The sequence below is a fragment of the Margalitia sp. FSL K6-0131 genome (assembly GCF_038008735.1).
GTDB lineage: Bacteria > Bacillota > Bacilli > Bacillales > Bacillaceae_C > Margalitia > Margalitia shackletonii.
The window spans coordinates 2,561,985-2,587,447 of record NZ_JBBOZS010000001.1; the positions used below are offsets into that span (position 1 = coordinate 2,561,985).

Below are 25,463 nucleotides of genomic sequence, written 5' to 3' on the forward strand. Positions count from 1 at the left end.
CGGTAAATTACAGAATATACGGAGGTGACGTAATGGCGATAAAAATAAGTTCAATACCGTGTCCAGCAGAGTTTGATTTACATCTTTTTCATGAAGGCACTCTTTATGAAGGGTATAAAATATTTGGTGCACATCTAACCGAACTAGAAGAAATAAAAGGAGTTCGCTTTTTAGTTTGGGCACCAAATGCCCTAAGTGTCTCAGTAGTAGGAGATTTCAATGGTTGGGATGGTTCCAGGCATAAAATGGAACGAATTCAGCATTCTGGAACATGGGCTTTGTTTATACCTGAATTGAGAGAAGGTGATTTTTATAAGTATGAAATACATACTGCACATGGTGAAAAAATATTAAAAGCGGATCCGTTTGCCTTTTACTCTGAAAAACGACCAAACACTGCATCCATTATCTACACACTAAACAAATATGAATGGCAAGATCAAAAATGGATGGAAACTAGAAAGAAGAAGGACATCTACCATAAACCTATGCTCATTTACGAAGTACATCTCGGCTCATGGAGAAAAAAGGCAAATGGGGATTTTTACAGCTATATGGAACTTGTCGATTCCTTGCTAAATCATGTCATTCAAAGTGGTTTTACCCATATCGAAATCATGCCTATCATGGAACACCCATTTGATCGCTCATGGGGATATCAAATAACCGGATATTTTTCTGCAACGAGCCGTTATGGTACACCTGAAGAATTAATGTATTTCATTGACCAATGTCATCAAAGGGGGATCGGAGTAATTTTAGATTGGGTTCCGGTTCATTTTTGCAAAGATGCGCATGGTTTAGGACGCTTTGACGGTACTCCTTTATATGAGTCTTTTGATCCTTTAAAAGCGGAAAGGCCAAATTGGGGTACCTATAATTTTGATTTTGAAAAGCCCGAGGTTCGTAGTTTCCTTCTATCCAATGCCATGTTTTGGCTTGATGTTTATCATGTTGACGGTTTTCGAATAGATGCCGTTTCATCCATGATTTATTTGAATCATGATAATCATGTAAATGTAACATTAAAAAATAAAAATGGCGGAGAGGAGAACCTGGCGGCCATTCAATTTATAAAATCCTTGAATGAAGCAGTTTTTCAAAAGCATCCAGGGATTTTAATGATGGCAGAAGAAGCAACTGCTTATCCGCTTGTAAGTAAACCAACTTACTCCGGTGGCCTCGGCTTTAATTATAAATGGAATATGGGATGGGCAAATGATATTTTGCGCTATATGCAGCTGGACATGCACGAAAGGCAATTTCATCATGACTTACTTACCTTTTCCTTTTTTTACACCTTTTCTGAAAACTTTGTACTTCCATTTTCTCATGATGAAGTCGTGTATGGAAAGCGATCATTATTGAACAAAATGCCAGGTAATTATGAACAGAAATTTGCCAATCTTCGCTTACTTTATGGTTATTACATGACCCATCCCGGGAAAAAGCTCTTATTTATGGGCTCAGAGTTTGCTCAGTTTGACGAATGGAAGGATTTAACTGAGTTGGATTGGAATCTATTTGATTATGAATCTCATTCTAAATTTTACCATTATCTTGTTCAATTGAATTATTTTTACAAAAATGTGTCGTGTTTGTGGAGACTGGATCATGAATCAGACGGTTTTGAATGGGTGGACCCGAATAATAAAACGCAGAGTATCATAGTTTTTATTAGAAAAGGAAAACGCAAAGGAGATTATTGTATTGTTGTATGTAATTTTTCAGATACCCCATATAATGGCTTTCGTATTGGGGTTCCGTCGTATGGAAACTACCTAGAAGTATTTAACAGTGATGATCGCTCATTTGGAGGGTCTGGACAATGTAATGAGCAGCGGTTACAAGCAGAAAGAGCACCTTTTCATCATCAACCATATAGTATGGAGATTACTGTCCCTTCACTTGGAATGACCATATTCATGAAGGAAACAAAAAAGCGACGGAAGGATGTTATGGATAATGGGATCAAAAAAATGGATAGCCATGTTATTAGCGGGAGGGCAGGGAACTAGATTAGGAGAATTAACGGAGACACTCGCAAAGCCTGCAGTACCATTTGGTGGAAAATATCGAATTATCGATTTTACATTAAGCAATTGCACTCATTCCGGAATTGATACAGTAGGAGTTTTAACACAGTATGAACCTCATTTATTAAATGATTATGTAGGAAATGGAAGAGCATGGGATTTAGATCGCAATTTTGGAGGGGTAACAGTCCTTCCGCCTTATTGGGGAAAAGATGGAGGAAAGTGGTATAAAGGTACAGCAAATGCCGTGTATCAAAATATTCATTATATTAACCAATATAATCCTGAATACGTTCTTGTTATTTCCGGAGATCACATTTACAAAATGGATTATAATCGCTTACTGGAGTATCACATCGAGAAAGGCTCACAGGCAACGATTGCCGTTATTCAAGTTCCTTGGCAAGAGGCAAGTCGTTTCGGAATTATGAATACAAGTGAATCGAAAAAGATTCTGGAATTTGAAGAAAAACCGCCATTTCCGAAGAACAACCTAGCCTCTATGGGGGTATACCTATTTAATTGGAAATTATTAAAGCAATATTTAATACAGGATGAGGAAGATGCTACGTCATCCAACGATTTTGGCAAAAATATTATTCCGAAAATGTTGGCCGATAGGGTTAATATGTACGCATATCAATTTAACGGTTATTGGAAGGATGTCGGAACTGTTCGCAGTTTATGGGAAGCACATATGGATCTATTAGGTGATACACCAGCCTTTTCCTTAAACGATTCCCGGTGGAATATTTATGCAGGTAATGCGAACCATCCACCGCAATTTATTTCAGCAGAAGGAGTTGTAAAGCAATCTTTGGTGAATGAAGGGTGCAGTATCTATGGGCAAGTAGAGCATTCCATTTTATCTTATAATGTCCAGGTTGGATATGGATCTATTATTAATCATTCGGTCATTATGCCAGACGTGACAATTGGTAATAACGTAACTATTAACCGAGCTATTATTGCATCCAATACGGTTATTGAAGATGGTGCTGTAATTGGTTCTGCAAACGAACATGATGAAATTACATTAATTGGCGATAATCAAAGAATTTCTTTCCAATTGAAAGAAGTACTTTGAAACCTATGAAGGGACGATGAATGTTGGATAGTGTAGTTGGAATTATAAATCTTATAAATGAAAAGAATTTTTTAAAGGAATTAACATACAATCGTTGCTTAGCCTCCGTCCCTTTTGCCGGACGCTACCGTCTTATAGATTTTACGTTATCCAATTTTATCCATGCAAGGGTAAAATCTGTCGCTGTTTTTACTAAGGAAAAATACCGGTCTGTAATGGATCATTTAGGATCCGGTAAGGAATGGGATCTCGACCGCCGTACAGGGGGATTATTTATTTTACCTCCGATTCACCCGGAAAAAGAAATAAAAGGGGATCTTCAGCAGTTTCAAGACCATATTGAATTTTTTCAGCGTTCGGCAGCAGATACAGTAATCATTACACCTGGACACCAAGTTTGTAAAATGGACTTTACGGAGATTATTCGTGAGCATCGCAATAAGAAAGCAGATATAACGGTAGTGTACAAAAAATATGATGGAACGCCTGTACAAAAACCGATGTATCACCGCTGCAGTATCGATAAAACAGGCGTTATTAGCGATATTGATTTATATACATTTCCGCGCCATGGCCAAGACATATGTTTAGAAACCTATATTATTAATAAATATATTTTAATAGATTTAATTAAAAAGTGTACGGAAAATGATGAATATGACTTTTTAAAAGATATTGTGAAAGCAAACTTGAATAAATTAATGATTACCGGCTATGAATTCGTGGGCAGTTTGCCGTTCATTCATTCTATTGAAAGCTTTCACGATAGTAATATGGCATTTCTTAATAGGGATATTGCAAGTTCCTTTTTCCGTGATAATTGGTCAGTTTATACGAAGATTAAGCACGAAGCACCTGCTAAATATTCCGCCTCCTCCTGTGTTTCGAATTCACTAATTGCAAATGGTTGTGAAATCGAAGGAACAGTCGAAAACAGCATCATATTTCGCGGAGTAAAAGTGAAAAAGGGTGCCGTCGTAAAAAACAGCATCATTATGCAAAAGGGTGAAATTGAAGAAGGTGCATTTGTAGATAATGTGATTACGGATAAACAGGCAAAAATCACTAAGGATCGAGTCGTAACTGGCGACCACCGGCCAAGAGTCATTAAAAAGGCAGAAATTATTTAATGGAGGTCGGGAGATGAATATATTATTTGCTGCATCAGAATGTGTCCCTTTTATCAAAACGGGCGGTCTTGGTGATGTAATAGGGGCTCTGCCAAAAGCGTTGAAAAAACAAGGCATCGGTGTAAGTGTGATTTTGCCGAAATACGGTGATTTGTCCAATCATTTTAAAGAACAGATGGTACTATTGGAAAGCATCGAGGTCCCAGTTGGATGGAGACGCGCGTTTTGTGGGATTGAGCTAATAGAAAATGATGGAATTCACTACTATTTTCTTGATAATGAGTATTATTTTAAAAGACATGGGAGCTATGGATTCTTTGATGATGGTGAACGCTTTGCCTTTTTTTCAAGAGCTGTGTTAGAAGCAATTCCCTTTTTAAAAGATAAGCCAGATATCATCCATTGCCATGATTGGCAAACAGGTCCAATCAGTGTTTTGTTGAAAGCACACTATAAAAATCATCCTTTATATAAAAATATTAAGACTGTATTTACCATCCACAATTTACGCTATCAAGGCAATTATCCAAAAACAGTGTTGGCAGATTTGTTAGATTTAAGTGAATTGTATTTTCATATGGACGGAATGGAATATCACGGGAATGTCAGTTATTTAAAAGCTGGCCTTGCTTATGCAGATTATTTGACAACGGTAAGTCCGAAATATGCAGAAGAAATTCAAATGCCATATTACGGTGAAGGATTAGATGGCTTCCTGCGAAAACAAGGTAATCATCTAATTGGGATCATTAATGGATTAGATTATGAATTATATAATCCTAAAACGGATGAACATATTTTTACAAGGTTTGCAGATTATGATGAAAAAATGCTGAACAAGGCAAAGCTGCAGGAAGAATTATCTTTGTCAGTTAATCAGGAAATTCCTGTCATCTCAATGGTTACAAGACTAGTAGAGCAAAAGGGAATTGACTTAGTTTTACGTGTAATACATGAAATCATGGGTCTAAATGTTCACTTGATTATACTGGGAACTGGTGAGGAACGATATGAAAATGCCTTTAAGCAGCTTGCCGAAAAGTATCAAGGTAAAATATCCTATCATCCTTATTTTAACGAAGTCCTAGCCAGAAAAATTTATGCGGGTTCTGATCTATTTTTAATGCCGTCACAGTTTGAGCCATGCGGAATTGGGCAGCTATTAGCAATGAGATATGGCACCTTGCCAATTGTAAGGGAAACCGGCGGTCTATCTGATACAGTAATTCCTTTCAATGAGTTTACGAATGAGGGCTATGCCTTTAGTTTCCAGCACTACAATGCCCATGATATGCTATACACGATAGAAAGGGCAGTTTGGTTATTTCGGTTCCAGCCAAATAAGTGGAGAGAATTAGTTGGTCGGGTCATGCACCTTGATTTTAGCTGGGAAGCTTCATCAGAGCAATATAAAGCTATTTACGAAGGGCTTTTGCAGAATAAGTTGGTGCGAATATAATATTGGATCGGTTGGACATGTGCGAAGCTGCTTTCGTGCATTTTTTTTTATGGTTCATGTTAATTTCCTGGTTATCCCAGATAAAGGACAATACACGTGTAAAATAATCAAATATTGTTCTTAAGCTCCGTCAAAAGGACATCTCACCCGGAAATCACCTCAAACTTGTCCTTTAGAGCTAGTCAAGGACATTTCACTGTGAAAGCAATTTCTACTTGATCTTTAGAATTAGTCAAAAGGAAATCAGCAAACATTTGTTCTTTATGCACTACCAAGTAATTATCCAAACTTGTCCCAATTTCTAACTGTTTACGAAAAGAAAGCAATTGCCTATATGAGTTCATCTAAAAATCTAGGACAGTCACCCACTCCTTCAACTTTTAATAAGGTAAAGGGGGAGGTATGTGCCGATGGTTATCTTATATGATCAAGATATATTATTAGCCTCATTGGACAAATGGCAACAAGATGCTTTTCTTGCTTTTGATGAGAAGATTACACATAAAACATTAAAATTCCCATGTATTCCAGCTTATCAAGGATATAAATTAAACCACATGAGATTTGGCTTTGCAAGTGATCCGAGGAAAGAGAAGGCTTCGTTTGAATTAGCCGAATTATTAAAAACCTACGGTGAAGCTTCAAGAGAGATGGGAATATATACAGCCCTTATTATCTTTTTTGAGACGCCGCTGAAGCTGCAAAGTAATTACACGGTAAATGATTTTGAACAGCTTTTTTGGGGGCTATTAAACCGAGTAAGCACATTGGATGAAGAGGAATGGGTTGAAACGATTTCCCCTGATCCAAATGATCCTACTTGGGAATTTTGCTATAATAACGAACGGTATTTTATTTATTGTGCAACACCTGCTCATGAAAAAAGGAAAAGCAGACATTTTCCATACTTTATGCTGGCAATTACCCCTAGGTGGGTACTTGATGAATTTAGTTCTTCTATTGCTAAAGCGAATAAAATGAAAAAAATCATCCGTGCTCGTTTGGAGGAATATGATAATGCCCCGCCACATCCTGATTTAAAATGGTACGGTCAAAATGATAATTTTGAATGGAAGCAATATTATTTGCGAGATGATGATACTTCCTTACCTTCCTGTCCATTTAGGAAATTCTGGAAGAATTAAAAAACACCTATTAATCAAATTAGGTGTTTTTTTCTTTACGGAGAATAAATACATAGATGATTTTTTGATGTGTATTTTTTTTACAATGTAAACGTTAGATTTCGTAAAGATTATGGTACTCTTATGTTATCTAATTTTAGTTGAGAGGTAGATAACATGTTGGAATCGAATACTGTGGAATTGAGGGGAGTTTCTAAGTCTTTTTCCACAAATGGGAAGGTTGAACGAGTGCTTAACCATATCAATGGAACTATTGAAAATGGTTCAATTGTTACGATCCTTGGGCCATCTGGATCTGGTAAAAGTACGATTTTATCCATGTGTAATTTATTATTAACTCCAGACGAAGGGGACGTTTTCATCTACGGCAAGGAAGTAAGAAATTGGAATATACCGGAATTAAGACAGACGGTAGGAATTGCTTTTCAAGCCGCACCGATGATACCCGGAACAGTTCTAGATAATTTGCTACTTCCTGCAAGTATTCATCAAATGAATATAGACCATCCTGAACAATTTCTTGAAAAAGTCAGTCTTCCAGAGTCCTTGTTACATAAAAATGTTCAAGATCTATCAGGCGGGCAAAGGCAACGATTGGGATTGGCGAGAACGTTAGTGAATCGTCCTTCTATCTTATTACTTGATGAGATTACTTCCGCATTGGATCCTAGTTCCGTTAGGGAAATTGAGCATTTGATATTAAATTTACATAAAGAAGAGAATACAACCATCCTTTGGGTTACTCATGATTTAGATCAAGCGAGAAGAGTGGGAACACACAGCTGGTTGATTGTGAACGGGGAACTGGTCGAACATAGCCCGACTGAATCGTTTTTCACCTCCCCAAAAGACGATAGAACAAAGCAATTCCTGGCAAAGGGGATGACGGATTTACCATGAATACACTAGCGCTTTTTCTTAGCTTTGGTTTTGTATTTGCTGCTCTCATTCTATCAAAATCGTTTAAATTAGGACTGGGAAAAGACCTTTTAATTACATCTGTCCGTGCAACCATTCAATTGTTAATTATTGGGTATGTATTAAAATTAGTTTTTGGATTAAATCATCCAATTGCTATTATCATCATGCTTCTAGCCATGATTTATGTAGCTGCTAGAAATGCTGTAAAACGTGCAAAAGGTTTACGTCATATTACGTGGAAAATTTTTATTACGATTTTAGCAGTGGAATCGATAACGATGGCATTTCTACTCGGTGTTCATATAATCCCTGCTACACCGCAGTATATTATCCCCATAAGCGGAATGGTTATCGGAAACTCGATGGTCATTGCAAGCTTGTATTTAAATCGTTTAAAGGCAGATTTAAATTTAAGAAAACAAGAGGTCATTTTACTGTTGTCTTTAGGCAGTACACCAAAGCAAGCAATTTTTCCGATTATTAAAGAATCGATTCGATCTAGCCTAATCCCAACGATAGAAAGCCAAAGAACAATTGGTTTGGTTCAATTGCCTGGCATGATGACGGGGCAAATTGTTGCTGGGGCAGATCCAATTCACGCTGTGAGGCTCCAGCTGCTTATTGTCTTTATGATTATGGCTGCCGCTGCTTTTACCGGAATTATTTTGGGATTATTGATTTACCCTAGTTTATTTAATAAATATCAGCAATTGGTGATAGAAGACTGGAATTAATTATATAGATAATTTACAAAGCACTTGGATAAACCATGTGCTTTTTTTCATGAGCTTATCTGTCATTTGTTTAAATTTCGGGAAATAATTTGCGGGTGGTAAATAGTCCAGTGACTTTTTGCTTAGTTACTTATCGGAGTAAATTATAGCAATATAATATCGCGTAGAAGTTTTATTATTTTGAAAAATGGGTAAATAAATTGGAAGTTATTATAAAATAATATTTTTCACAACATTTGAAAGGGGTATGTTACATGAGCTCTATTAAAAGAAGTATGGGGACATTCAGTTTAATGATGACTGGTTTAGGATCCATCATAGGATCAGGCTGGTTATTTGGTGCTTGGAGGGCGGCTGGAATTGCTGGACCTGCTGCAATATTTTCATGGATTATTGGGATGATTGTCATCCTTTTCATTGCACTAACTTATGCTGAACTCGGTTCCATGTTTCCAGAGTCGGGTGGAATGGTTCGTTATGCACAATATACACACGGATCCTTCGTCGGTTTTATTGCGGCATGGGCGAACTGGATTGCAATCGTTTCCGTAATTCCAACAGAAGCAATTGCCTCGATACAATACATGCATTCATGGCCGTTTGCTTGGACTAAGTCCCTTATGAACGGTAATGATTTAACTCTTTTTGGAATTGTACTCGTCATTGTGCTTTTACTTATCTATTTCTTTTTAAATTATTGGACAGTGCAATTATTCTCGAGAGCAAACAATATAATTACTGTTTTTAAAATTGTCATACCACTCTTAACGATTGTAGGAATAATGACAGCTGGTTTTCATCCTGGTAATTTCCATCTTCCTTCTCAAGGGTTTACCCCCAATGGGTGGTCAGGTGTCTTTACGGCTGTAGCAATATCAGGCATTGTCTTTTCGTTTAATGGATTTCAAAGTCCTATTAATATGGCTGGCGAAGCGAGAAATCCAAAGCGATCGATTCCAATCGCAATCATTGGATCGCTGCTTATTGCCGTTATTATTTATGTATTATTGCAAATTACCTTTATCGGGGCTGTGAATCCGTCACTGGCTGCAAAAGGATGGGGTACTATTCAATTTAGTTCTCCATTTGCAAACCTCGCAATTGCACTCGGGATTAATTGGTTGGCAATTGTCCTATATTTAGATGCATTTGTTTCCCCATCAGGTACCGGGACCACTTACACTGCCACAACAGCAAGGATGATTTACGGTATGGAGGAAAATGGATATTTTCCAAAGATATTTGGAAAAATTCATCCGTTTTATGGGGTACCGAGACCTGCAATGTTTTTTAATCTTGTTGTCAGTTTAATCTTTCTCTTTTTGTTTAGAGGTTGGGGAGCCTTAGCGGAAATCATTTCTGTAGCAACTATCATCTCTTATATTTGCGGACCTATATCCGTGATGGCCTTGAGGAGAATTGGTGTTCATTTACGAAGACCCTTAAGAATAAAGGGAATTTCCATAATTGCACCATTAGGTTTCATCTTTGCAACGTTCATCTTATATTGGGCAAGATGGCCGCTAACTGGTGAAGTAATGTTTATTATGATTATCGGTTTGCCGCTTTATTTCTATTATCAAGTAAAAAATAAATGGGCCGGCTTTAGAAAAGATTTGAAAGCAAGCGGATGGCTGATTGTGTATCTAATCGTCATGGCGCTGTTTTCTTATATAGGCAGCGAGAAGTTTGGCGGAATAAATGTAATTAAGTACGGTTGGGATTTCGTGTTTCTGGTTGTTCTTTCGATTATCTTTTATTACTGGGGCGTGAAAAGTGCTTGGGAAAATCAGTATCTAAAGGAAGCAGAGGATGTGAACCAAAAAGCATATGGTACTGAGCAGGAAAGGAAGATTGTATAAAGAAAATTAACTGCTCCAGAAATAAAGTGCCAGCACAAGAAAGTTTATGGATTTCTTGTGCTTTTTATTTTGTTTTTTTAATTAGATGAAGGAAAAAGTTTATGAAGTTAATGGGAAAAATGAATTTTATCATTAGGGGGACGAAGGACAAAATTTCATTGGTGCACTCTGCTGAACGTGCATCATTTTCCTAATACTTTATGGAAAAGTTTAGCATAATGGCAGAAAAAAGAAGGATTAAAGCGAATATACTCGAATAATATTTAAATAGTAAAGACGGTTTTCATTTAGATTGTTGCAATTCATAAAAGGTCATAAATTGGTGCGCTTAAAAGGTGATTCATTCTTAGTCAAATAAGGATGATTATAAGATTCTAATTAGCAATTTAAGTTTAGAAAAGAGCGATAGTTAAAGAAAAAATTAATAAGAGGAGCGTCCTATGCATTTTCCTGTTTATATTTTTGGAATTCACCCCCATCTATTATTTGAATCTTTATCCTATTTTATTGGTTTTCGAGTTTATTTATATACAAGAAATAAAAATCGGATACCGATGGATAAAGCAATGTGGGTCATTGTTGGAGCAATTTTTGGGGCAGTGCTTGGCTCCAAGCTTGTATATTGGTTTGAGGATCCAGTCAAAACGATGCACCTTTGGAATAACTTAACTTACATGATGGAGGGGAAAACCATTGTAGGCGGGTTATTAGGCGGGCTGATTGGAGTTGAGACAGCAAAGAAAATCATTGGCTGGAAAAATTCCACTGGTGATGATTTTGTCTTGCCATTAGCAGTTGGAATGATGATCGGCAGAATTGGCTGTTTTTTAACTGGCTTAGATGATCATACATATGGAATTGCCACAAATTGGTTCACTGGAATTGATTTTGGGGATGGAGTAAGGAGGCATCCAACACAAATCTATGAAATTGTTTTTCTGTTATTACTCATCATTATTTTGATAACCATTAAGAAAAAACAGTTAGTCTTGTGGGAAGGATATTTGTTTCAGCTTTTTATGCTAAGTTACTTAGCATTTCGATTAATGATTGATTTTATTAAACCCACACCGCATCCTTATTTTCATTTAAATAATATTCAGCTTGCCTGCATTATCGGAATCATTTATTATATTCAACTTTTAGTAAAGAAATCGACTATCATCAATAAAGGAATGGAGAATCAGCATGCCAAATAGACCATATACTTATTATGACTTAACGATCAGTATTTGTTCCAAATGTTTAAGAAAGGTTGAAGCGAAGATTATTTTTGAAAATGACAAAGTATACATGGTAAAAACCTGTATGAAGCATGGGAAAGAAAAGGTGTTAATTTCAACAGATATTGAGTATTACAAATGGTGCAGAGATTTCATTAAGCCATCAGAAATGCCTCATAGGTGGAATACACCGATCAAATATGGTTGTCCATATGATTGCGGTTTATGCCCTGATCATGAACAGCATAGCTGCCTAACACTATTAGAAATTACGGAAAGGTGCAATTTAAAATGCCCAATTTGCTATGCCGAATCTTCCCCGCATACAGGTACATTCCGCTCGTTAGAACAAATCGAATTCATGCTTAACGCTATCGTCGAAAATGAAAAAGAACCAGATATTATTCAAATTAGCGGCGGAGAGCCAACCATCCATCCGCAGTTCTACGAGATATTAGACATGGTAAAGTCAAAACCTGTCAAACATATCATGGTAAATACGAATGGGTTGAAAATTGCCGGAGACAAAGAATTTGTAAAAAAACTCGCTGCCTATAAACCTGGCTTTGAAATTTATTTGCAGTTTGATAGTTTTGAAGCAGACGCCTTAAAGGAATTACGTGGAGTAGATTTAACGAAGGTAAGGCAAAAAGCAATAGATAATCTAAATGAACATAATATTTCTACGACATTAGTCGTCACATTGAAAAAAGGTTTAAATGATCATGAAGTTGGGAAAATCATTCAATACGGATTAGAACAAAAATGTGTCCGCGGTGTCACCTTCCAGCCGATTCAAAGTGCCGGGAGATTGGAAGATTTTGATCCAAAAACGGATCGACTCACTTTAAGTGAAGTCAGACAAATGATTATCGATCAATCTGGTGTATTTGCTGAAAAAGATATGGTGCCCGTTCCGTGTCACCCGGATTCATTGGCGATGGGCTATGCTTTTAAAATGAATGGAAATGTAACACCTCTAACTGGTATGATTGATCACCGAATCTTGCTGGAAGGAGAACGCAATACGATCGTATTCGAACAAGATGAAAATATCCGCAATATGATCTTCAAAGTATTTTCTTTAAACCATTCACCTGATTCATCAGCCATGTCGTTAAAGGATCTGTTATGCTGTTTGCCAAAAGTGAACTTGCCGGGGGATATCGGCTATGATAATGTTTTCCGCGTCATTATTATGCAATTTCAGGATGCTCATAATTTTGATGTGCGATCTGTGAAAAAATCGTGTGTTCATATTGCCCATCCAGATGGAAGAATTATCCCATTTGATACGTATAATTTATTTTATCGTGATGAAAAAGAACTAGAATTAAAGAAAATTCAAGAAGAGGTCTTGGCAGGAAGATAAATTTATTAAAATGGGGTGAACGAATGACAGATCAAGATAAAACAAGTAAGGAATCTGGGGGCAAAAATGGCGAAGGCAGTATTTGGGCTGGTATTGGCATCGGGATGGGGATTTATCTGGTCATATACCTCATTGCTTCGATAATTCAGCTAGAAACATTACTTTTTTTCGTTGGGCCGATTGTCCATCTTATTACAATGATTGTCTTCCTTGCTATTGGTAAAAGGTTCACAGGAATTGGCTTGCTTATATTAGCTGGAATTATCCTCTTACTAGTTTCTGCCTGCTTTGGGTTCGTGATTTTTTCATTAAACAACGGATAATAGGTGGAATTAGATGAAATACACTCCTTTTTCATAGTATAGTAGAGATAGTTAGAAAAAGGAGAAGATTTGGATGAAGCTGGTATCGTGGAATGTGAATGGTCTTAGAGCCTGTGTTAAAAAGGGGTTTCTAGACTATTTTAAAGAAATAGATGCAGATATTTTTTGTATTCAAGAAACAAAATTACAGGATGGCCAAATTGAATTGGATTTAGATGGCTATTATCAGTATTGGAACTATGCATTGAAAAAAGGCTATTCCGGAACAGCAATTTTTACAAAACGGAAACCACTATCAGTCCAATATGGATTTGAAAAGGAAGAATATGAGCCTGAAGGAAGAATCATTACCTTAGAGTTTGAAGAATTTTATATGGTGAATGTGTACACTCCTAATTCCCAACGTGATTTGGCAAGGCTAGATAAACGGTTGGCTTGGGAGGATACAATCCGGGAATATTTAATAGAATTAGATGCGATGAAACCTATTATTCTCTGCGGAGATTTAAACGTTGCTCATATGGAAATCGATTTGAAAAATGCGAAATCTAACAGAGGTAATTCTGGTTTTACAGATGAAGAACGTGGCAAAATGACCGAATTTCTCCAATCTGGTTTCATTGATACATTTCGATACCTTTACCCGGAAAAAGAAGGCGCTTATACTTGGTGGTCTTATATGAATAAGGTGAGGGAGCGGAATATTGGATGGCGGATTGATTATTTTATAGCTTCCGAAAGACTCGGGAAGGAAATAATCGATGCTGGTATTCACCCTGACATTATGGGAAGTGATCACTGCCCTGTATTCCTGGATATTGAATTGTAATCCTTATGGCACTTTATTGTTAAAAGAGCAATTAAGTGCCTTTTTTCCTATTTGTCCCCCTAAAGACCCTTCATTATTTTCGGAATATATTGTATATTAATGAATAGATGATGTAGATGAGGTGATTCTTTGGAAGATATCATTATTATGGCTATAATTTTTGCTGTTCCGATTGTTGCGATTATTACAAGTCATTTTCAGAAAACTGCAAGAATAAAAGCCGGCTATATAAAAGATCAATTAGAATTAGAAAAGCTTAAACATGAAAACTATTTATTGGAAACACAAAAGCTAAAGCTAGAACTCGAAAAAATGCAGATTGAAACAGAGGATAAAACAAAAATATTGTAATTTTTCAAAAGGAAGTCATTCAATTGATTTCCTTTTTTCGTGAAACGTTCTGGATGTGACTTCGTCTAAATAAAGAAAGCATTATTTTGGCGGGGGTTTTGGCATGAATAAATGGAAGGTTATTGCAATTATAGTTTGTTTACTAATTATCGGTTATATCGGATTCACCTATTTCCAAATAAAACAAGTGGCAAATGAGAAGCCACCTAAGAACGTACCGTATTTAATCATCTTAGGTGCAAAAGTAAAAGGGGACCAGATGTCAAAGGCATTATATGAACGAGCAAAAGCGGGGTTAGTTTACCTGCAACAAAATCCTAATACCAAAGCTATTGTAACCGGTGGACAGGGACCAGATGAGAAAATATCAGAAGCGGAAGCTGTTCGCCGTTTTTTCGTAGATCATGGCATTGATGCAAAACGAATTTTAATCGAAGATCGTTCTGTTACGACATATGAAAACATAAAATTTGCTAAAAAATTATATGGTATCAAAGAAGCAGTCATTGTCAGCAATGATTTTCATTTATTCCGATCTATCAAACTATCAGAAGATCAAGGGATAAAAGCTTATCCCTTAGCGGCTAAAACACCAAAAGTAGTGAAAGCAAAATTATATGCTAGAGAATATCTAGCAATTTTAAAATGGAGAGTAACAGGTAAGTAAAAAAAGCACAAGCGCCGCAGCTCTGACGTTCTGATGAGCAAAATTAGCATTTCAAACTTCACCTGATGTCGCTTTTCGTAGGGAGGGGATGAGATATCCGCTAGCAGATGACTGCTTACGCTAGATAGTCTAATCTATTGGCATAATTAAATGCTAAAAAACTTGTACTTTCTTATCATTAGAGAAAAGGAAATCATCCCTTTAAAATGGTTTGATTTCCTTTTTTTAACGGATTTTGTATAGAACAATTTGTAAATTATATCTATAATGAAATAATAATATGAATATCAGGGGTTGAAAGTATATTGAAGAGAAGCTATGTGCTCCTCCTGTTGTTAGTTTACTTGGTTGCTTTAGGCAGTTCTATTTTCATCTATCAGAAGAAAATTTCTCATCCAGTCGTAAAAGATAAAGGACGGTTGCTGCCAATTACTGTTAAAAGTATTCAATCTGCTACTGGTGAGAAGCAGCTGCAACAACTTGTCCGAAATGCCAATAAAACAAATCACAAAATTACGATTGCAGGTATGCAGCATAGCCAAGGAGGACAAACTTTATATCCTAACGCTATTTTAGTAGATATGAAATCTTATAATAAAATCATTGCATTTGATCGAAAAAGAAAAACGATTACGGTTCAAAGCGGCGCTACTTGGAATGATATTCAAAAATATATCAATCCATTTGGGCTTTCCATTAAAGTTATGCAATCCCAAAATATTTTTACAATTGGAGGATCACTTAGTGTAAATGTTCACGGAAGAGATATTCGAAATGATGCGCTAATTGACACAGTTGAATCTTTTCGACTAATTAATCCTAACGGAAACATTATAAATGTTAGCAGAAAAGAAAATACAAATTTGTTTCAATCGGTTATCGGAGGCTATGGATTATTCGGGATTATTTTAGACGTAACCTTAAAATTAACAGATGATGAACTTTATAAAACGCGAACAAGAACTATGGACTATAAGGACTATGAAACATATTTTCAAAAAAATGTATTAAATAAACCCTCTGTAAAAATGCATTTATCACGTATCTCCGTGGCACCTAAAACATTTTTAAAAGAAATGTATGTAACAGATTATGTAGTAGCAAACCAACAGGATTTGTCCCATTACAATCATTTAAAAGGAGAAACCATCGCCATCCCTAAATTTTTTCTAGGAATTTCAAGATATAGTAATTGGGGGAAGGATTTGTTTTGGGATGTTCAAAAGAAATATATGAAGATGACGGATGGCAAGCTAGTAACAAGAAACAATGTAATGAGATCGGATTCGAACTTTATGGAATACGATAGCCCTTCTCGAACAGAAGTGTTACAGGAATACTTTGTTCCCATAAATCAGTTTACAAGTTATATAGATAGCTTGAGAGAGACATTGAAAAAAGAGAAGAACTTTAACCTCTTAAATATTACTATTCGATTTGTAGATAAAAATCAAGAGGCCGTTATGTCTTATGCAAAAGATGACATGTTTGCACTAGTACTATTAATAAACCAAGGCCAATCAAAAAAGGATATCAAGCAAACTGAAAGAGTTGTTAGGAAGATGATAAATATTACATTAGATCATCATGGCAGCTACTATTTACCTTACTACTCTTACCCTAGTAAAAAACAATTACATGAAGCGTATCCACGAACGGATGAATTTTTTACCATGAAACGGAAGTACGATCCTAAAGAACGGTTCGTGAACTTATTCTACGAGGAGTATGGAAAATGACCTACAAGAGATTCATTTATTATCAAAGTATCATTGTCATGGCAAGCAGCATGATTTTTCCGTTTTATGTCCTATTATTAAAAAATGTTGGTAACAGCTACGCACAGTTTGGTTGGGCGTATGGACTATTTGCATTAACCTCTGCGCTTGCCTATCCGACAATAGGAAAGATTTCGGATCGATTAGGAGAAAAGGTTTTATTTATCATCTACTCATGGGGGATGGCAGTTCTTCTGTTATTTTTTCCCCTTGTTACAGAAGTTTGGCAAGTGTATATTCTGCAAATTATCATGGGTATTTTAGGTGCAGTACAAAAAAATTCAGAAAAAACAGCACTCGCAAAAAATGTGGAGAAAGAAACAGCTGGCAAAGAAATCGGAAAATATCATGTTTGGACCTCTGTAGGAGCTGCTATTGCGATTATTCTTACAGGGTATATCGTAGATTTTATTACCATAGGCAGCATTTTCTATTTAGCTTCTCTTATCTATTTTATAAGCGGGTTCCTATTATTGAAGAAGGAAAAAGTGTAATGTTATGAATGTTTTGTGAAGTATCCCTTTACAATGTACTTTATTTTTTATAAAATGAAGTGGAATACTAATTTTTAACATCAAAGGAGGAATAGGGTCGATATGAGTATGTCCGTTGTTTTTCAAATGGTTTTAGCTTGATGCGGGATAAGTATGCCCATTTTTAGCAAAACCAATCGTGAAACAACGGATATTCAGACCTGTTCCTCTTTAAATATTCGTGTATTTAGAATTTAATTCTACATGCACTCAAAAAGGCGGGGTTTGTTTTCCCTGCCTTTTTTGTATTTTTATATGTACGCATGAGGTATAGCCTAAACATGTCCTCCATGTTTTGCGATTGGTTCAATTTGAACTTTTTTGGAGGTATTTTGATATGAGTATTGTAACAGTTGAAAAATTAACTCATTATTATGGTGATAAATTGGTTTTTAAAGATATCGATTTCCGTCTGTTAAAATCGGAACGAGTTGGTTTAGTAGGTCCAAATGGAGCGGGAAAATCAACTCTTTTGAACATTTTAACAGGTGCGATTCTTCCGGATCACGGGATGATTGAATGGCTTCCTAATATTAGTGTAGGGTTTTTAGAACAACATTCGGATTTAACGGAAGGTATAAGTATTCGGGATTATTTGCGAAATGCGTTTAAGCATTTATATTTGCTTGAAGCGGAGATGCTTGATGTTTCAAGAAAAATGGAAACTTGCAGCGAAGAGGAATTAACGAAGCTTTTAAATCGATTTGCACAAATTCAGGAGCTATTGGATCATCATGAATTCTATTTTCTTGATGCAAAAATCGATGATATTGCATATGGACTTGGAATCCAAGCACTTGGTATGGATACGGATGTTTCTACCTTAAGCGGAGGCCAAAGAACGAAGCTTTTATTGGCTAATTTGCTTCTTAAGCAACCTGATATTTTATTGCTGGATGAGCCAACTAATTATCTCGATTTTGCTCATATAGAGTGGTTAAAAGAATATCTGAAAAATTATCCGAATAGTTTCATCCTTATTTCGCATGATGTTGATTTCATGAATGAGGTAGTAACGGTCATCTATCATTTAGAAAATTTCCAATTAACAAGATACCTGGGTAATTATAAAAAATTTCTAGAGACATATGAACTACGAAAACAACAACAGTTATATGCTTATGACAGACAGCAGGAAGAAATTCTAAAGCTGGAAACGTATATTCAAAAAAATAAAGCACGTGCATCCACGACAAAACAAGCAAAATCACGTGAGAAAAGGCTAATGAAACTGGAGCGTATAGAAAAACCTGATATCACGCCTAAACCAAGATTTCATTTTAAAGTAAGTGTTCGTCCAACAAGTAAAATTATTGAAACGAAGCAATTGGAAGTAGGCTATGGCACACCTCTCCTTCCTCCTATAAGTGTAACGCTGAAAAGGGGAGACAAGGTTGCGGTGATTGGGCATAATGGAATAGGGAAGTCAACAATGTTAAAGACTATCATGGGTGAATTAGACCCGTATAATGGTTCTGTTTTATTTGGCCAGCATGTAAAGCCCTCCTATTTTGCCCAAGAGGAAAATATCGGGTCTGAACTTACTCCTTTGGAATATATTTGGTCCATGCATGAAAAAATGACACAGAAAGAAATACGTCAGGCTTTAGCTCGTGCAGGCTTGAAAAAGGAACATATTTTTCAACCGTTAAAGTCTCTTAGCGGCGGGGAACAAACACGAGTCAGGTTATGTCAATTGATGCTTGAGGACAGTAATTGGCTCGTTTTAGACGAACCTACTAATCATTTGGATGTTGCTGCCAAGAAAGTACTAGCTTCTGCTCTTTCTCAGTATGAAGGGACAGTTCTTTTAGTGTCCCATGAACCGGAATTTTATCAGGAATGGGTAACTGATATTTGGAATCTGGAAGAATGGAAAAGAAGTATCGAATAATTTGCTTGTTTGCGTTACAGGACATCTTTTCTAAGGAGGGATGTCCTTTTTCTTAATCTGAATGCGATGGTGGTCTAGATCTATTGTTATTAAAAATAACTCTTGAACAACATAAAGGAAGAAGGGGAATTTGTGGAGCCGATTCAAGATCATCTAAAGGATCATTTAGATGTTGTATTCGTTGGATTTAATCCAAGTATTAGATCAAGTGAAACCGGACATCATTTTGCTAATCCGAACAATCGCTTTTGGAAGATTTTATTTGAAGCAGGAATAACTCCAAGGAAGTATCTGCCTGAGGAAGATTCTGCATTGTTGGAATTAGGTTATGGATTAACTAATATTGTTGCAAGACCAACGAAAAGTGCAGATGAAATTACGAAGGAAGAATACAAACAAGGAAAAGAATTACTGCAGCAAAAAATCCTGAAATTAAAACCGTTAATCGTCTGCTTCGTAGGTAAAGGAGTCTATCAAGAATATAGTGGAAAGCGTAATATTCCTTGGGGAACTCAAGAATCATCTGTTGTGCCGGGAACGATTGATTATGTTGCCCCATCCTCTAGCGGGCTGGTTCGAATGCGTCTAAATGAAATAATCGATATTTACAAAGGATTGGCTAATCTGATTCAATCAGTAAAAGAAAATAAGGCTAATGAACATTAATCTTGCGGCTTGCGAAGGCTACTAAGTCAATTTACTACAATAGTGTAGCAAAATTGAAAATATTACTGGTACAAGTACTTTAGTTCAGAGGTAATGGAAGTCAGTGCTGTTTTCTTAGAAGAATACCAAAAAGAAAATGGTTAAAAGCTATGTGCCATTATAGGCCAAACAATTCAACAATTGAATGTTTATCTACTGAAAAAAGAACTGATAGGGCTAAAGAAAAAGCAAATGATGCACAAATGAACGCAGTCGCAAAAAAAAGTTCTGATAGCAACAAGGACGTTACTGATTAAATTTTACATCTCAAAGAAACAGCCTAGGGTTACACTCAGGTTTTAATATTTTCTTATGCTCCTTTATTTAAAGGTTTTTATGATTTCCGTGTGGTTACAATTATTTAATTGGTGGAAACATAAAATACTTAAATTGTAAGGAGGACAAATGAATGGCAGAGACACAACATAGTGAACGTCATTTCCATGCTAATGAAACAATAAGGGATATTGTCATTGGCATGTCTGATGGTTTAACGGTTCCTTTTGCTTTGGCAGCTGGACTTTCGGGAGCGGTACATTCAACTAGCCTGATTTTAACAGCTGGAGGAGCGGAAATCGCAGCTGGATCGATTGCTATGGGACTTGGGGGGTATCTTGCTGCAAAATCTGATGCAGATCACTATCGTGCAGAGTTAAAGCGAGAATATGATGAAGTGGAGCGTTTTCCGGAAAAAGAAGAAGAAGAGATCCGGACTGTGTTTAGAGAATACGATTTAGAAGAAGATCATATTGAACCTATCGTTCAAAAGCTGAAACAGTCTCCAGATAAATGGGTAGATTTTATGATGCGTTTTGAATTGGGATTGGAAAAACCAAATCAATCTAGAGCGTGGGTCAGTGCTTTTACTATTGCCCTGTCTTATATCGTAGGAGGAATCATACCCTACTACCTTATTTTTTTGTCAATGATCCAAAAGAGGGACTTTTGGCTTCTGTTTTCCTTACTTTAATCATACTCTTTATTTTTGGAGGAGTAAAAGGAAAGTTTACAGGAACAACGATCGTTAAAAGTGGATTTGAGACTATGATTGTAGGTGGTTTAGCAGCATTAGCAGCATTTCTATTAGCAAGAAGTTTTTCCTGAAATACCAAGATTATATGATACTTAGACCCATTTTTCTAAATCTAAAAAACATAAATTATTAGTAAACGGAACAATGAAGTTGAAAAATCCCGGGGTGTGAATGTTTCTTATGAAAGTTAAGTGTTGTTTTGTTGAATATAGGTGAGTGAAGATTTTTAATTGTTGTTGACCTATTATGGTAGCGAATTAAGAAAGAATGACGCGGTCGAACTAACTAATTTTTTCAGGGACATTGTTTTGATGTGTTTATTATATTTAAATAATACAAATTCAAAAAAATGCCGAGTCAATGACTCGGCATGGAACTAGATTTCAAGCCAGGGAGTGGCTTGTCAACCAAAATCTAATCGTGTGTTTAGTATAACTAATTATTTTAATATAGTGAATCGGTTAATGTTCTTAAATAATTGGTGATGCATGGTAAGTGATAAGAGATTTGTAGGGAGACTTATTTAATAGTAATGAAACAAATATTGTAATCATAGTTGAATTTATCTAATTAAATTAATTTTTGACTCAAAATGTGCATCAAAAGGGAAAGTAAAAAATCCACTAATATAAGTTTTTATTCAAAGACAAACTGTTCTCTATATTTTCGTTGGTGGGAGCTATAGTTGAAATTCACTATGCGTCAACATTTCCGAAATTTTGGTGGAAACCCTACCCCGATTAAATTCCAACTTTTTGGGTCACAACAAAAAGGATTAACGCTTTTTTTGTTTCAATTACTAAACTAATTAGTAGGGTTGGATAAGAGGATTTTTACCCAAAAACAAGAATATATATTTATTGGTATTTGATCTGCGCCACTTGAAAATAGGAGGTATGAAATGGAGGAGTTAATAAAGGAGTACTCCTTAGGATTCACAATGCTTCGCGAAGCTATCGAAGGATTAACCGACGAGGAGATGCGTTACAAACCCGGACCGGACAAATGGAGTATTCATCAAATCATCATACATGTTACGGATTCCGAGATCTCGTCTACATCTCGGTTAAAAAAAGTCTTGGCGGAGCATGAGCCGATTCTGAATTCATTTGACCAAGACGCGTGGGCTAATAACTTGGGATATGATCTGTTGGACCGTGAGCAGTATATGCTTCTTTTCAAATTGCTGCGTTGCAGTATGCAGCCAATTCTGGAGCATCTAACTAGCGAACAAAGCAAGCGAGTGGGGGTATATGAAGATCAGGGGCGGTTCACATTTAAGCAATTGCTTGAATATCGAGTGCAACATGTCCGCGACCACATTGATCAAATTAAACGGGTAAAAAAAGCCTATCAAGTGAACCAGACCTATTAAACTAATTAAACTATAGGATGCAAGAGAAAAAGATTCAGCTGCCAATATGGTGGCTTTTTCTTCATCTTCTAACGGAGCTGAATAGTTTTTGAGAACATGAAATCACATGTTTTAATCATAATGTGGGTTAATAAGTATATGAGCTGTTTTCGAGGGGATAACAGGGGCATCAGCTTTACTGTACGATAATTTTTGTACTCTCCCTACTTTAATTATAGCATATAAAAAATGGTCAATATAGACTGTTTATTCCTATTTACTGCTGGTAAAATCAAAAGAACATTAAAGGTTAGGAGAGATGTAGAATGAGTTCTTTTGCCCTCGGTTTTCAGGAAATTGATAAAACACAGCTTTTGCTCGTTGGCGGGAAAGGCTTGAATTTAGGTGAATTATCAAAAATTCAAGGAATACAAGTACCAGAAGGATTTTGTGTTACAACATTGGGATTTCGAAAAGCCATCGAACAGAATGAAACTTACCATGCTTTGTTGGATCGACTAACTATGCTAAAAGTAGAAGACCGAGATCAGATTGGTGAAATCAGCAGGAAGATTCGACAAATCATTATGGAAGTAGAAATTCCTTCCGATGTTACGTGCGCAATTACTCAATATCTCTCCCAGTTTGGTGAAGAACATGCTTATGCAGTGCGTTCTAGTGCAACTGCTGAAGATTTACCTTATGCCTCTTTTGCTGGTCAACAAGACACCTATTTAAATATCATCGGAAAAGAAGCAATCTTGCGGCACATCAGCAAATGTTGGGCTTCTCTATTTACGGATCGCGCGGTAATATACCGTATGCAAAATGGATTTGACCATAATCAAGTGTATTTATCTGTTATCGTTCAAAAGATGGTTTTCCCACAGGCTTCAGGGATTTTATTTACCGCTGATCCGATTACTTCCAACCGAAAGCTGCTATCCATCGATGCCAGTTTTGGACTTGGAGAAGCACTGGTCTCTGGCTTGGTATCAGCCGATTGTTATAAAGTACAAAAAGAGGAAATCATCGAAAAGAGGATTGCAACCAAAAAATTGGCTATCTATGGACGAAAAGAAGGCGGAACAGAGACACAGCAGATCGATCCGGATCAGCAAAAGACTCAAACACTGACTGAACAACAAATTTTACAACTGGCACGTATCGGAAGACAAATCGAAGCTTATTTTGGTAGTCCTCAGGATATCGAATGGTGCTTGGTTGATGATACATTTTATATTGTCCAGAGCCGGCCAATCACTGTCCTTTTCCCAATCCCCGAAGCGAATGATCAAGAAAATCATGTTTACATATCAGTTGGTCATCAACAAATGATGACCGATCCCATGAAACCTTTGGGATTATCTTTTTGGCTGTTAACGACCCCTGCCCCCATGCGCAAAGCTGGTGGAAGGTTGTTTGTTGATGTTACACAACAGCTGGCTTCACCTGTCATGAGAAATAATTTATTAAATGCCATGGGACAACATGATCCTCTCATGAAAGACGCACTTATGAACATAATTGAGCGAAATTTTATAAAATCTTTGCCAAATGATAATAAAGTACCGAGTCCCATTAGAGGCAATACAGATAAACTGGCACAAATTGAAAACAATCCATCAATCGTTTCTGAATTGATTAAGCGTAGTCAAACATCCATTGAAGAGTTAAAGCAAAACATCCAAACGAAATCAGGATCAGAATTAATCGATTTTATTCTAGAAGATATTCAGGAATTAAAGAAGATTTTATTTGATCCACAAAGTTCAGCAGTATTTATGGCTGCTATGGATGCTTCATCATGGATCAATGAAAAAATGAACATGTGGTTAGGTGAAAAAAACACAGCAGACACGCTTTCTCAATCTGTACCAAACAACATTACTTCGGAAATGGGTCTTGCACTATTGGATGTCGCAGATGTAATTCGTCCTTATCCGGAAGTAATTGATTATTTACAACATGTAAAAGATGATAACTTTTTGGATGAACTGGTTAAGTTTAAAGGTGGACAAAAAACCAGAGAGGCTATAATAGCTTATCTCGACAAATACGGAATGAGATGTACCGGAGAAATCGATATTACCAGAACTCGTTGGAGCGAAAAACCAACTACACTTGTCCCTATGATTTTGGGTAACATCAAAAATTTTGAGCCGAATGAAAGCAATCGGAAATTTGAGCAAGGGCGTCATGATGCTTTGCAAAAAGAACAAGAGTTATTAGATCGATTGAAGCAATTACCGGATGGTGAACAAAAGGCCAAAGAGACAAAACGAATGATTAGCATCATCCGAAATTTCATTGGTTATCGTGAATATCCAAAATACGGCATGATCAATCGCTACTTTGTTTATAAGCAAGCTTTACTGAAAGAAGCGGAAAAACTCGTTCAAGCGGGCGTAATTCATGAAAAAGAAGATATATACTATCTTACTTTTGAAGAACTTGGTGAAGTAGTACGCACAAATAAACTGGATTACCAGATTATCAGCAAACGAAAAGACGAGTACAAATTATATGAAAAACTGACTCCGCCACGTGTTATCACATCAGATGGTGAAATCATTGCAGGCGAGTACAAACGAGATAATCTCCCAGCTGATGCGATTGTAGGTCTACCTGTTTCTTCCGGAGTTATAGAGGGAAGAGCACGTGTTATTTTAAACATGGAAGATGCTGAACTAGAAGATGGAGATATATTAGTTACTTCCTTTACTGACCCTAGCTGGACACCATTGTTTGTATCCATAAAAGGTCTAGTCACCGAAGTGGGTGGACTGATGACCCATGGAGCCGTTATCGCACGTGAATATGGCTTACCAGCAGTCGTCGGAGTAGAAAATGCAACCAAATTGATAAAAGATGGGCAACGAATTCGCGTGCATGGAACTGAAGGGTATCTGGAAATATTGTAATTGCTGAATATCTCACATTAGCACCGCTCCGGTGGATACCGGAGCGGTGTCTCATAAATTTTCCAATAGTATAAAATTTGCTTTAACGAAATGCTCCATTTTT

At 36.5% G+C, this 25,463-nt stretch carries 20 protein-coding genes and 1 pseudogene; all 21 read left to right on the forward strand.

The annotated features are described in order from the left end of the window. Positions 1-32 precede the first annotated feature (32 nt). The 21 genes and pseudogenes from glgB (at position 33) to ppsA (ending at position 25,360) form a co-directional block, all read left to right on the forward strand. Positions 33-2,018 (forward strand): 1,4-alpha-glucan branching protein GlgB, encoded by a 1,986-nt coding sequence (glgB, locus tag NSQ59_RS12465; protein ID WP_126647040.1) that lies wholly within the window; start codon positions 33-35, stop codon positions 2,016-2,018. Beyond that, positions 1,966-3,123 carry a glucose-1-phosphate adenylyltransferase gene (locus NSQ59_RS12470; protein WP_055739647.1) on the forward strand — a complete coding sequence of 386 codons (1,158 nt, stop codon included), beginning with the start codon at positions 1,966-1,968 and terminating at the stop codon, positions 3,121-3,123. Before glgB ends, NSQ59_RS12470 begins: the two co-directional genes overlap by 53 nt. A 23-nt stretch (positions 3,124-3,146) precedes the next feature. Next, complete coding sequence (gene glgD / locus NSQ59_RS12475; RefSeq protein WP_340833158.1) at positions 3,147-4,253, forward strand: glucose-1-phosphate adenylyltransferase subunit GlgD; 1,107 nt, start codon at positions 3,147-3,149, stop codon at positions 4,251-4,253. A 13-nt stretch (positions 4,254-4,266) separates the two neighbouring features. After that, a complete protein-coding gene (gene glgA / locus NSQ59_RS12480; RefSeq protein ID WP_340831476.1) occupies positions 4,267-5,712 on the forward strand; it encodes a glycogen synthase GlgA in 1,446 nt (481 codons plus the stop codon). Between the two features lie 410 nt (positions 5,713-6,122). Further along, positions 6,123-6,857 carry a YqcI/YcgG family protein gene (locus tag NSQ59_RS12485; protein ID WP_055741217.1) on the forward strand — a complete coding sequence of 245 codons (735 nt, stop codon included), beginning with the start codon at positions 6,123-6,125 and terminating at the stop codon, positions 6,855-6,857. Positions 6,858-7,013: 156 nt separating this feature from the next. After that, positions 7,014-7,757 carry an ABC transporter ATP-binding protein gene (locus tag NSQ59_RS12490; RefSeq protein WP_340831479.1) on the forward strand — a complete coding sequence of 248 codons (744 nt, stop codon included), beginning with the start codon at positions 7,014-7,016 and terminating at the stop codon, positions 7,755-7,757. Next, positions 7,754-8,512 carry an ABC transporter permease gene (locus tag NSQ59_RS12495; protein ID WP_055739650.1) on the forward strand — a complete coding sequence of 253 codons (759 nt, stop codon included), beginning with the start codon at positions 7,754-7,756 and terminating at the stop codon, positions 8,510-8,512. Before NSQ59_RS12490 ends, NSQ59_RS12495 begins: the two co-directional genes overlap by 4 nt. 254 nt (positions 8,513-8,766) lie before the next feature. Next, entirely contained in the window at positions 8,767-10,374 is a 1,608-nt protein-coding gene (locus NSQ59_RS12500; protein ID WP_055739651.1) for an APC family permease, read from the forward strand. Between the two features lie 440 nt (positions 10,375-10,814). Then, positions 10,815-11,573: a prolipoprotein diacylglyceryl transferase family protein gene (locus tag NSQ59_RS12505; protein ID WP_055739652.1), complete on the forward strand. Its 759-nt coding sequence runs from the start codon at positions 10,815-10,817 to the stop codon at positions 11,571-11,573. Then, a complete protein-coding gene (locus NSQ59_RS12510) occupies positions 11,563-12,969 on the forward strand; it encodes a radical SAM protein (protein WP_055739653.1) in 1,407 nt (468 codons plus the stop codon). The genes NSQ59_RS12505 and NSQ59_RS12510 overlap by 11 nt, the downstream gene beginning before the upstream one ends. A 23-nt stretch (positions 12,970-12,992) precedes the next feature. Beyond that, positions 12,993-13,292, forward strand: coding sequence for a hypothetical protein (locus NSQ59_RS12515; protein WP_055739654.1), 300 nt, complete (start codon positions 12,993-12,995; stop codon positions 13,290-13,292). A gap of 73 nt (positions 13,293-13,365) precedes the next feature. Then, on the forward strand, positions 13,366-14,121 hold the full coding sequence (locus NSQ59_RS12520) for an exodeoxyribonuclease III (protein WP_055739655.1): 756 nt from the start codon (positions 13,366-13,368) through the stop codon (positions 14,119-14,121). 129 nt (positions 14,122-14,250) lie between these two features. Beyond that, on the forward strand, positions 14,251-14,472 hold the full coding sequence (locus NSQ59_RS12525) for a hypothetical protein (RefSeq protein WP_152982369.1): 222 nt from the start codon (positions 14,251-14,253) through the stop codon (positions 14,470-14,472). A gap of 103 nt (positions 14,473-14,575) precedes the next feature. Then, entirely contained in the window at positions 14,576-15,139 is a 564-nt protein-coding gene (locus NSQ59_RS12530; RefSeq protein WP_055739656.1) for a YdcF family protein, read from the forward strand. A gap of 305 nt (positions 15,140-15,444) precedes the next feature. Next, complete coding sequence (locus tag NSQ59_RS12535) at positions 15,445-16,878, forward strand: FAD-binding oxidoreductase (protein WP_055739657.1); 1,434 nt, start codon at positions 15,445-15,447, stop codon at positions 16,876-16,878. Beyond that, positions 16,875-17,411: an MFS transporter gene (locus NSQ59_RS12540; RefSeq protein ID WP_055739658.1), complete on the forward strand. Its 537-nt coding sequence runs from the start codon at positions 16,875-16,877 to the stop codon at positions 17,409-17,411. The genes NSQ59_RS12535 and NSQ59_RS12540 overlap by 4 nt, the downstream gene beginning before the upstream one ends. A 376-nt stretch (positions 17,412-17,787) precedes the next feature. Continuing rightward, positions 17,788-19,344, forward strand: coding sequence for an ABC-F family ATP-binding cassette domain-containing protein (locus NSQ59_RS12545; protein ID WP_055739659.1), 1,557 nt, complete (start codon positions 17,788-17,790; stop codon positions 19,342-19,344). Between the two features lie 132 nt (positions 19,345-19,476). Next, positions 19,477-20,010 (forward strand): mismatch-specific DNA-glycosylase, encoded by a 534-nt coding sequence (locus tag NSQ59_RS12550; protein ID WP_055741219.1) that lies wholly within the window; start codon positions 19,477-19,479, stop codon positions 20,008-20,010. Positions 20,011-20,527: 517 nt separating this feature from the next. Continuing rightward, a pseudogene (locus tag NSQ59_RS12555) lies at positions 20,528-21,153 on the forward strand (VIT1/CCC1 transporter family protein). 830 nt (positions 21,154-21,983) lie between these two features. Then, complete coding sequence (locus NSQ59_RS12560) at positions 21,984-22,457, forward strand: DinB family protein (protein ID WP_055739660.1); 474 nt, start codon at positions 21,984-21,986, stop codon at positions 22,455-22,457. Between the two features lie 305 nt (positions 22,458-22,762). Next, positions 22,763-25,360 carry a phosphoenolpyruvate synthase gene (gene ppsA, locus NSQ59_RS12565; RefSeq protein WP_340831494.1) on the forward strand — a complete coding sequence of 866 codons (2,598 nt, stop codon included), beginning with the start codon at positions 22,763-22,765 and terminating at the stop codon, positions 25,358-25,360. Positions 25,361-25,463 lie beyond the last annotated feature (103 nt).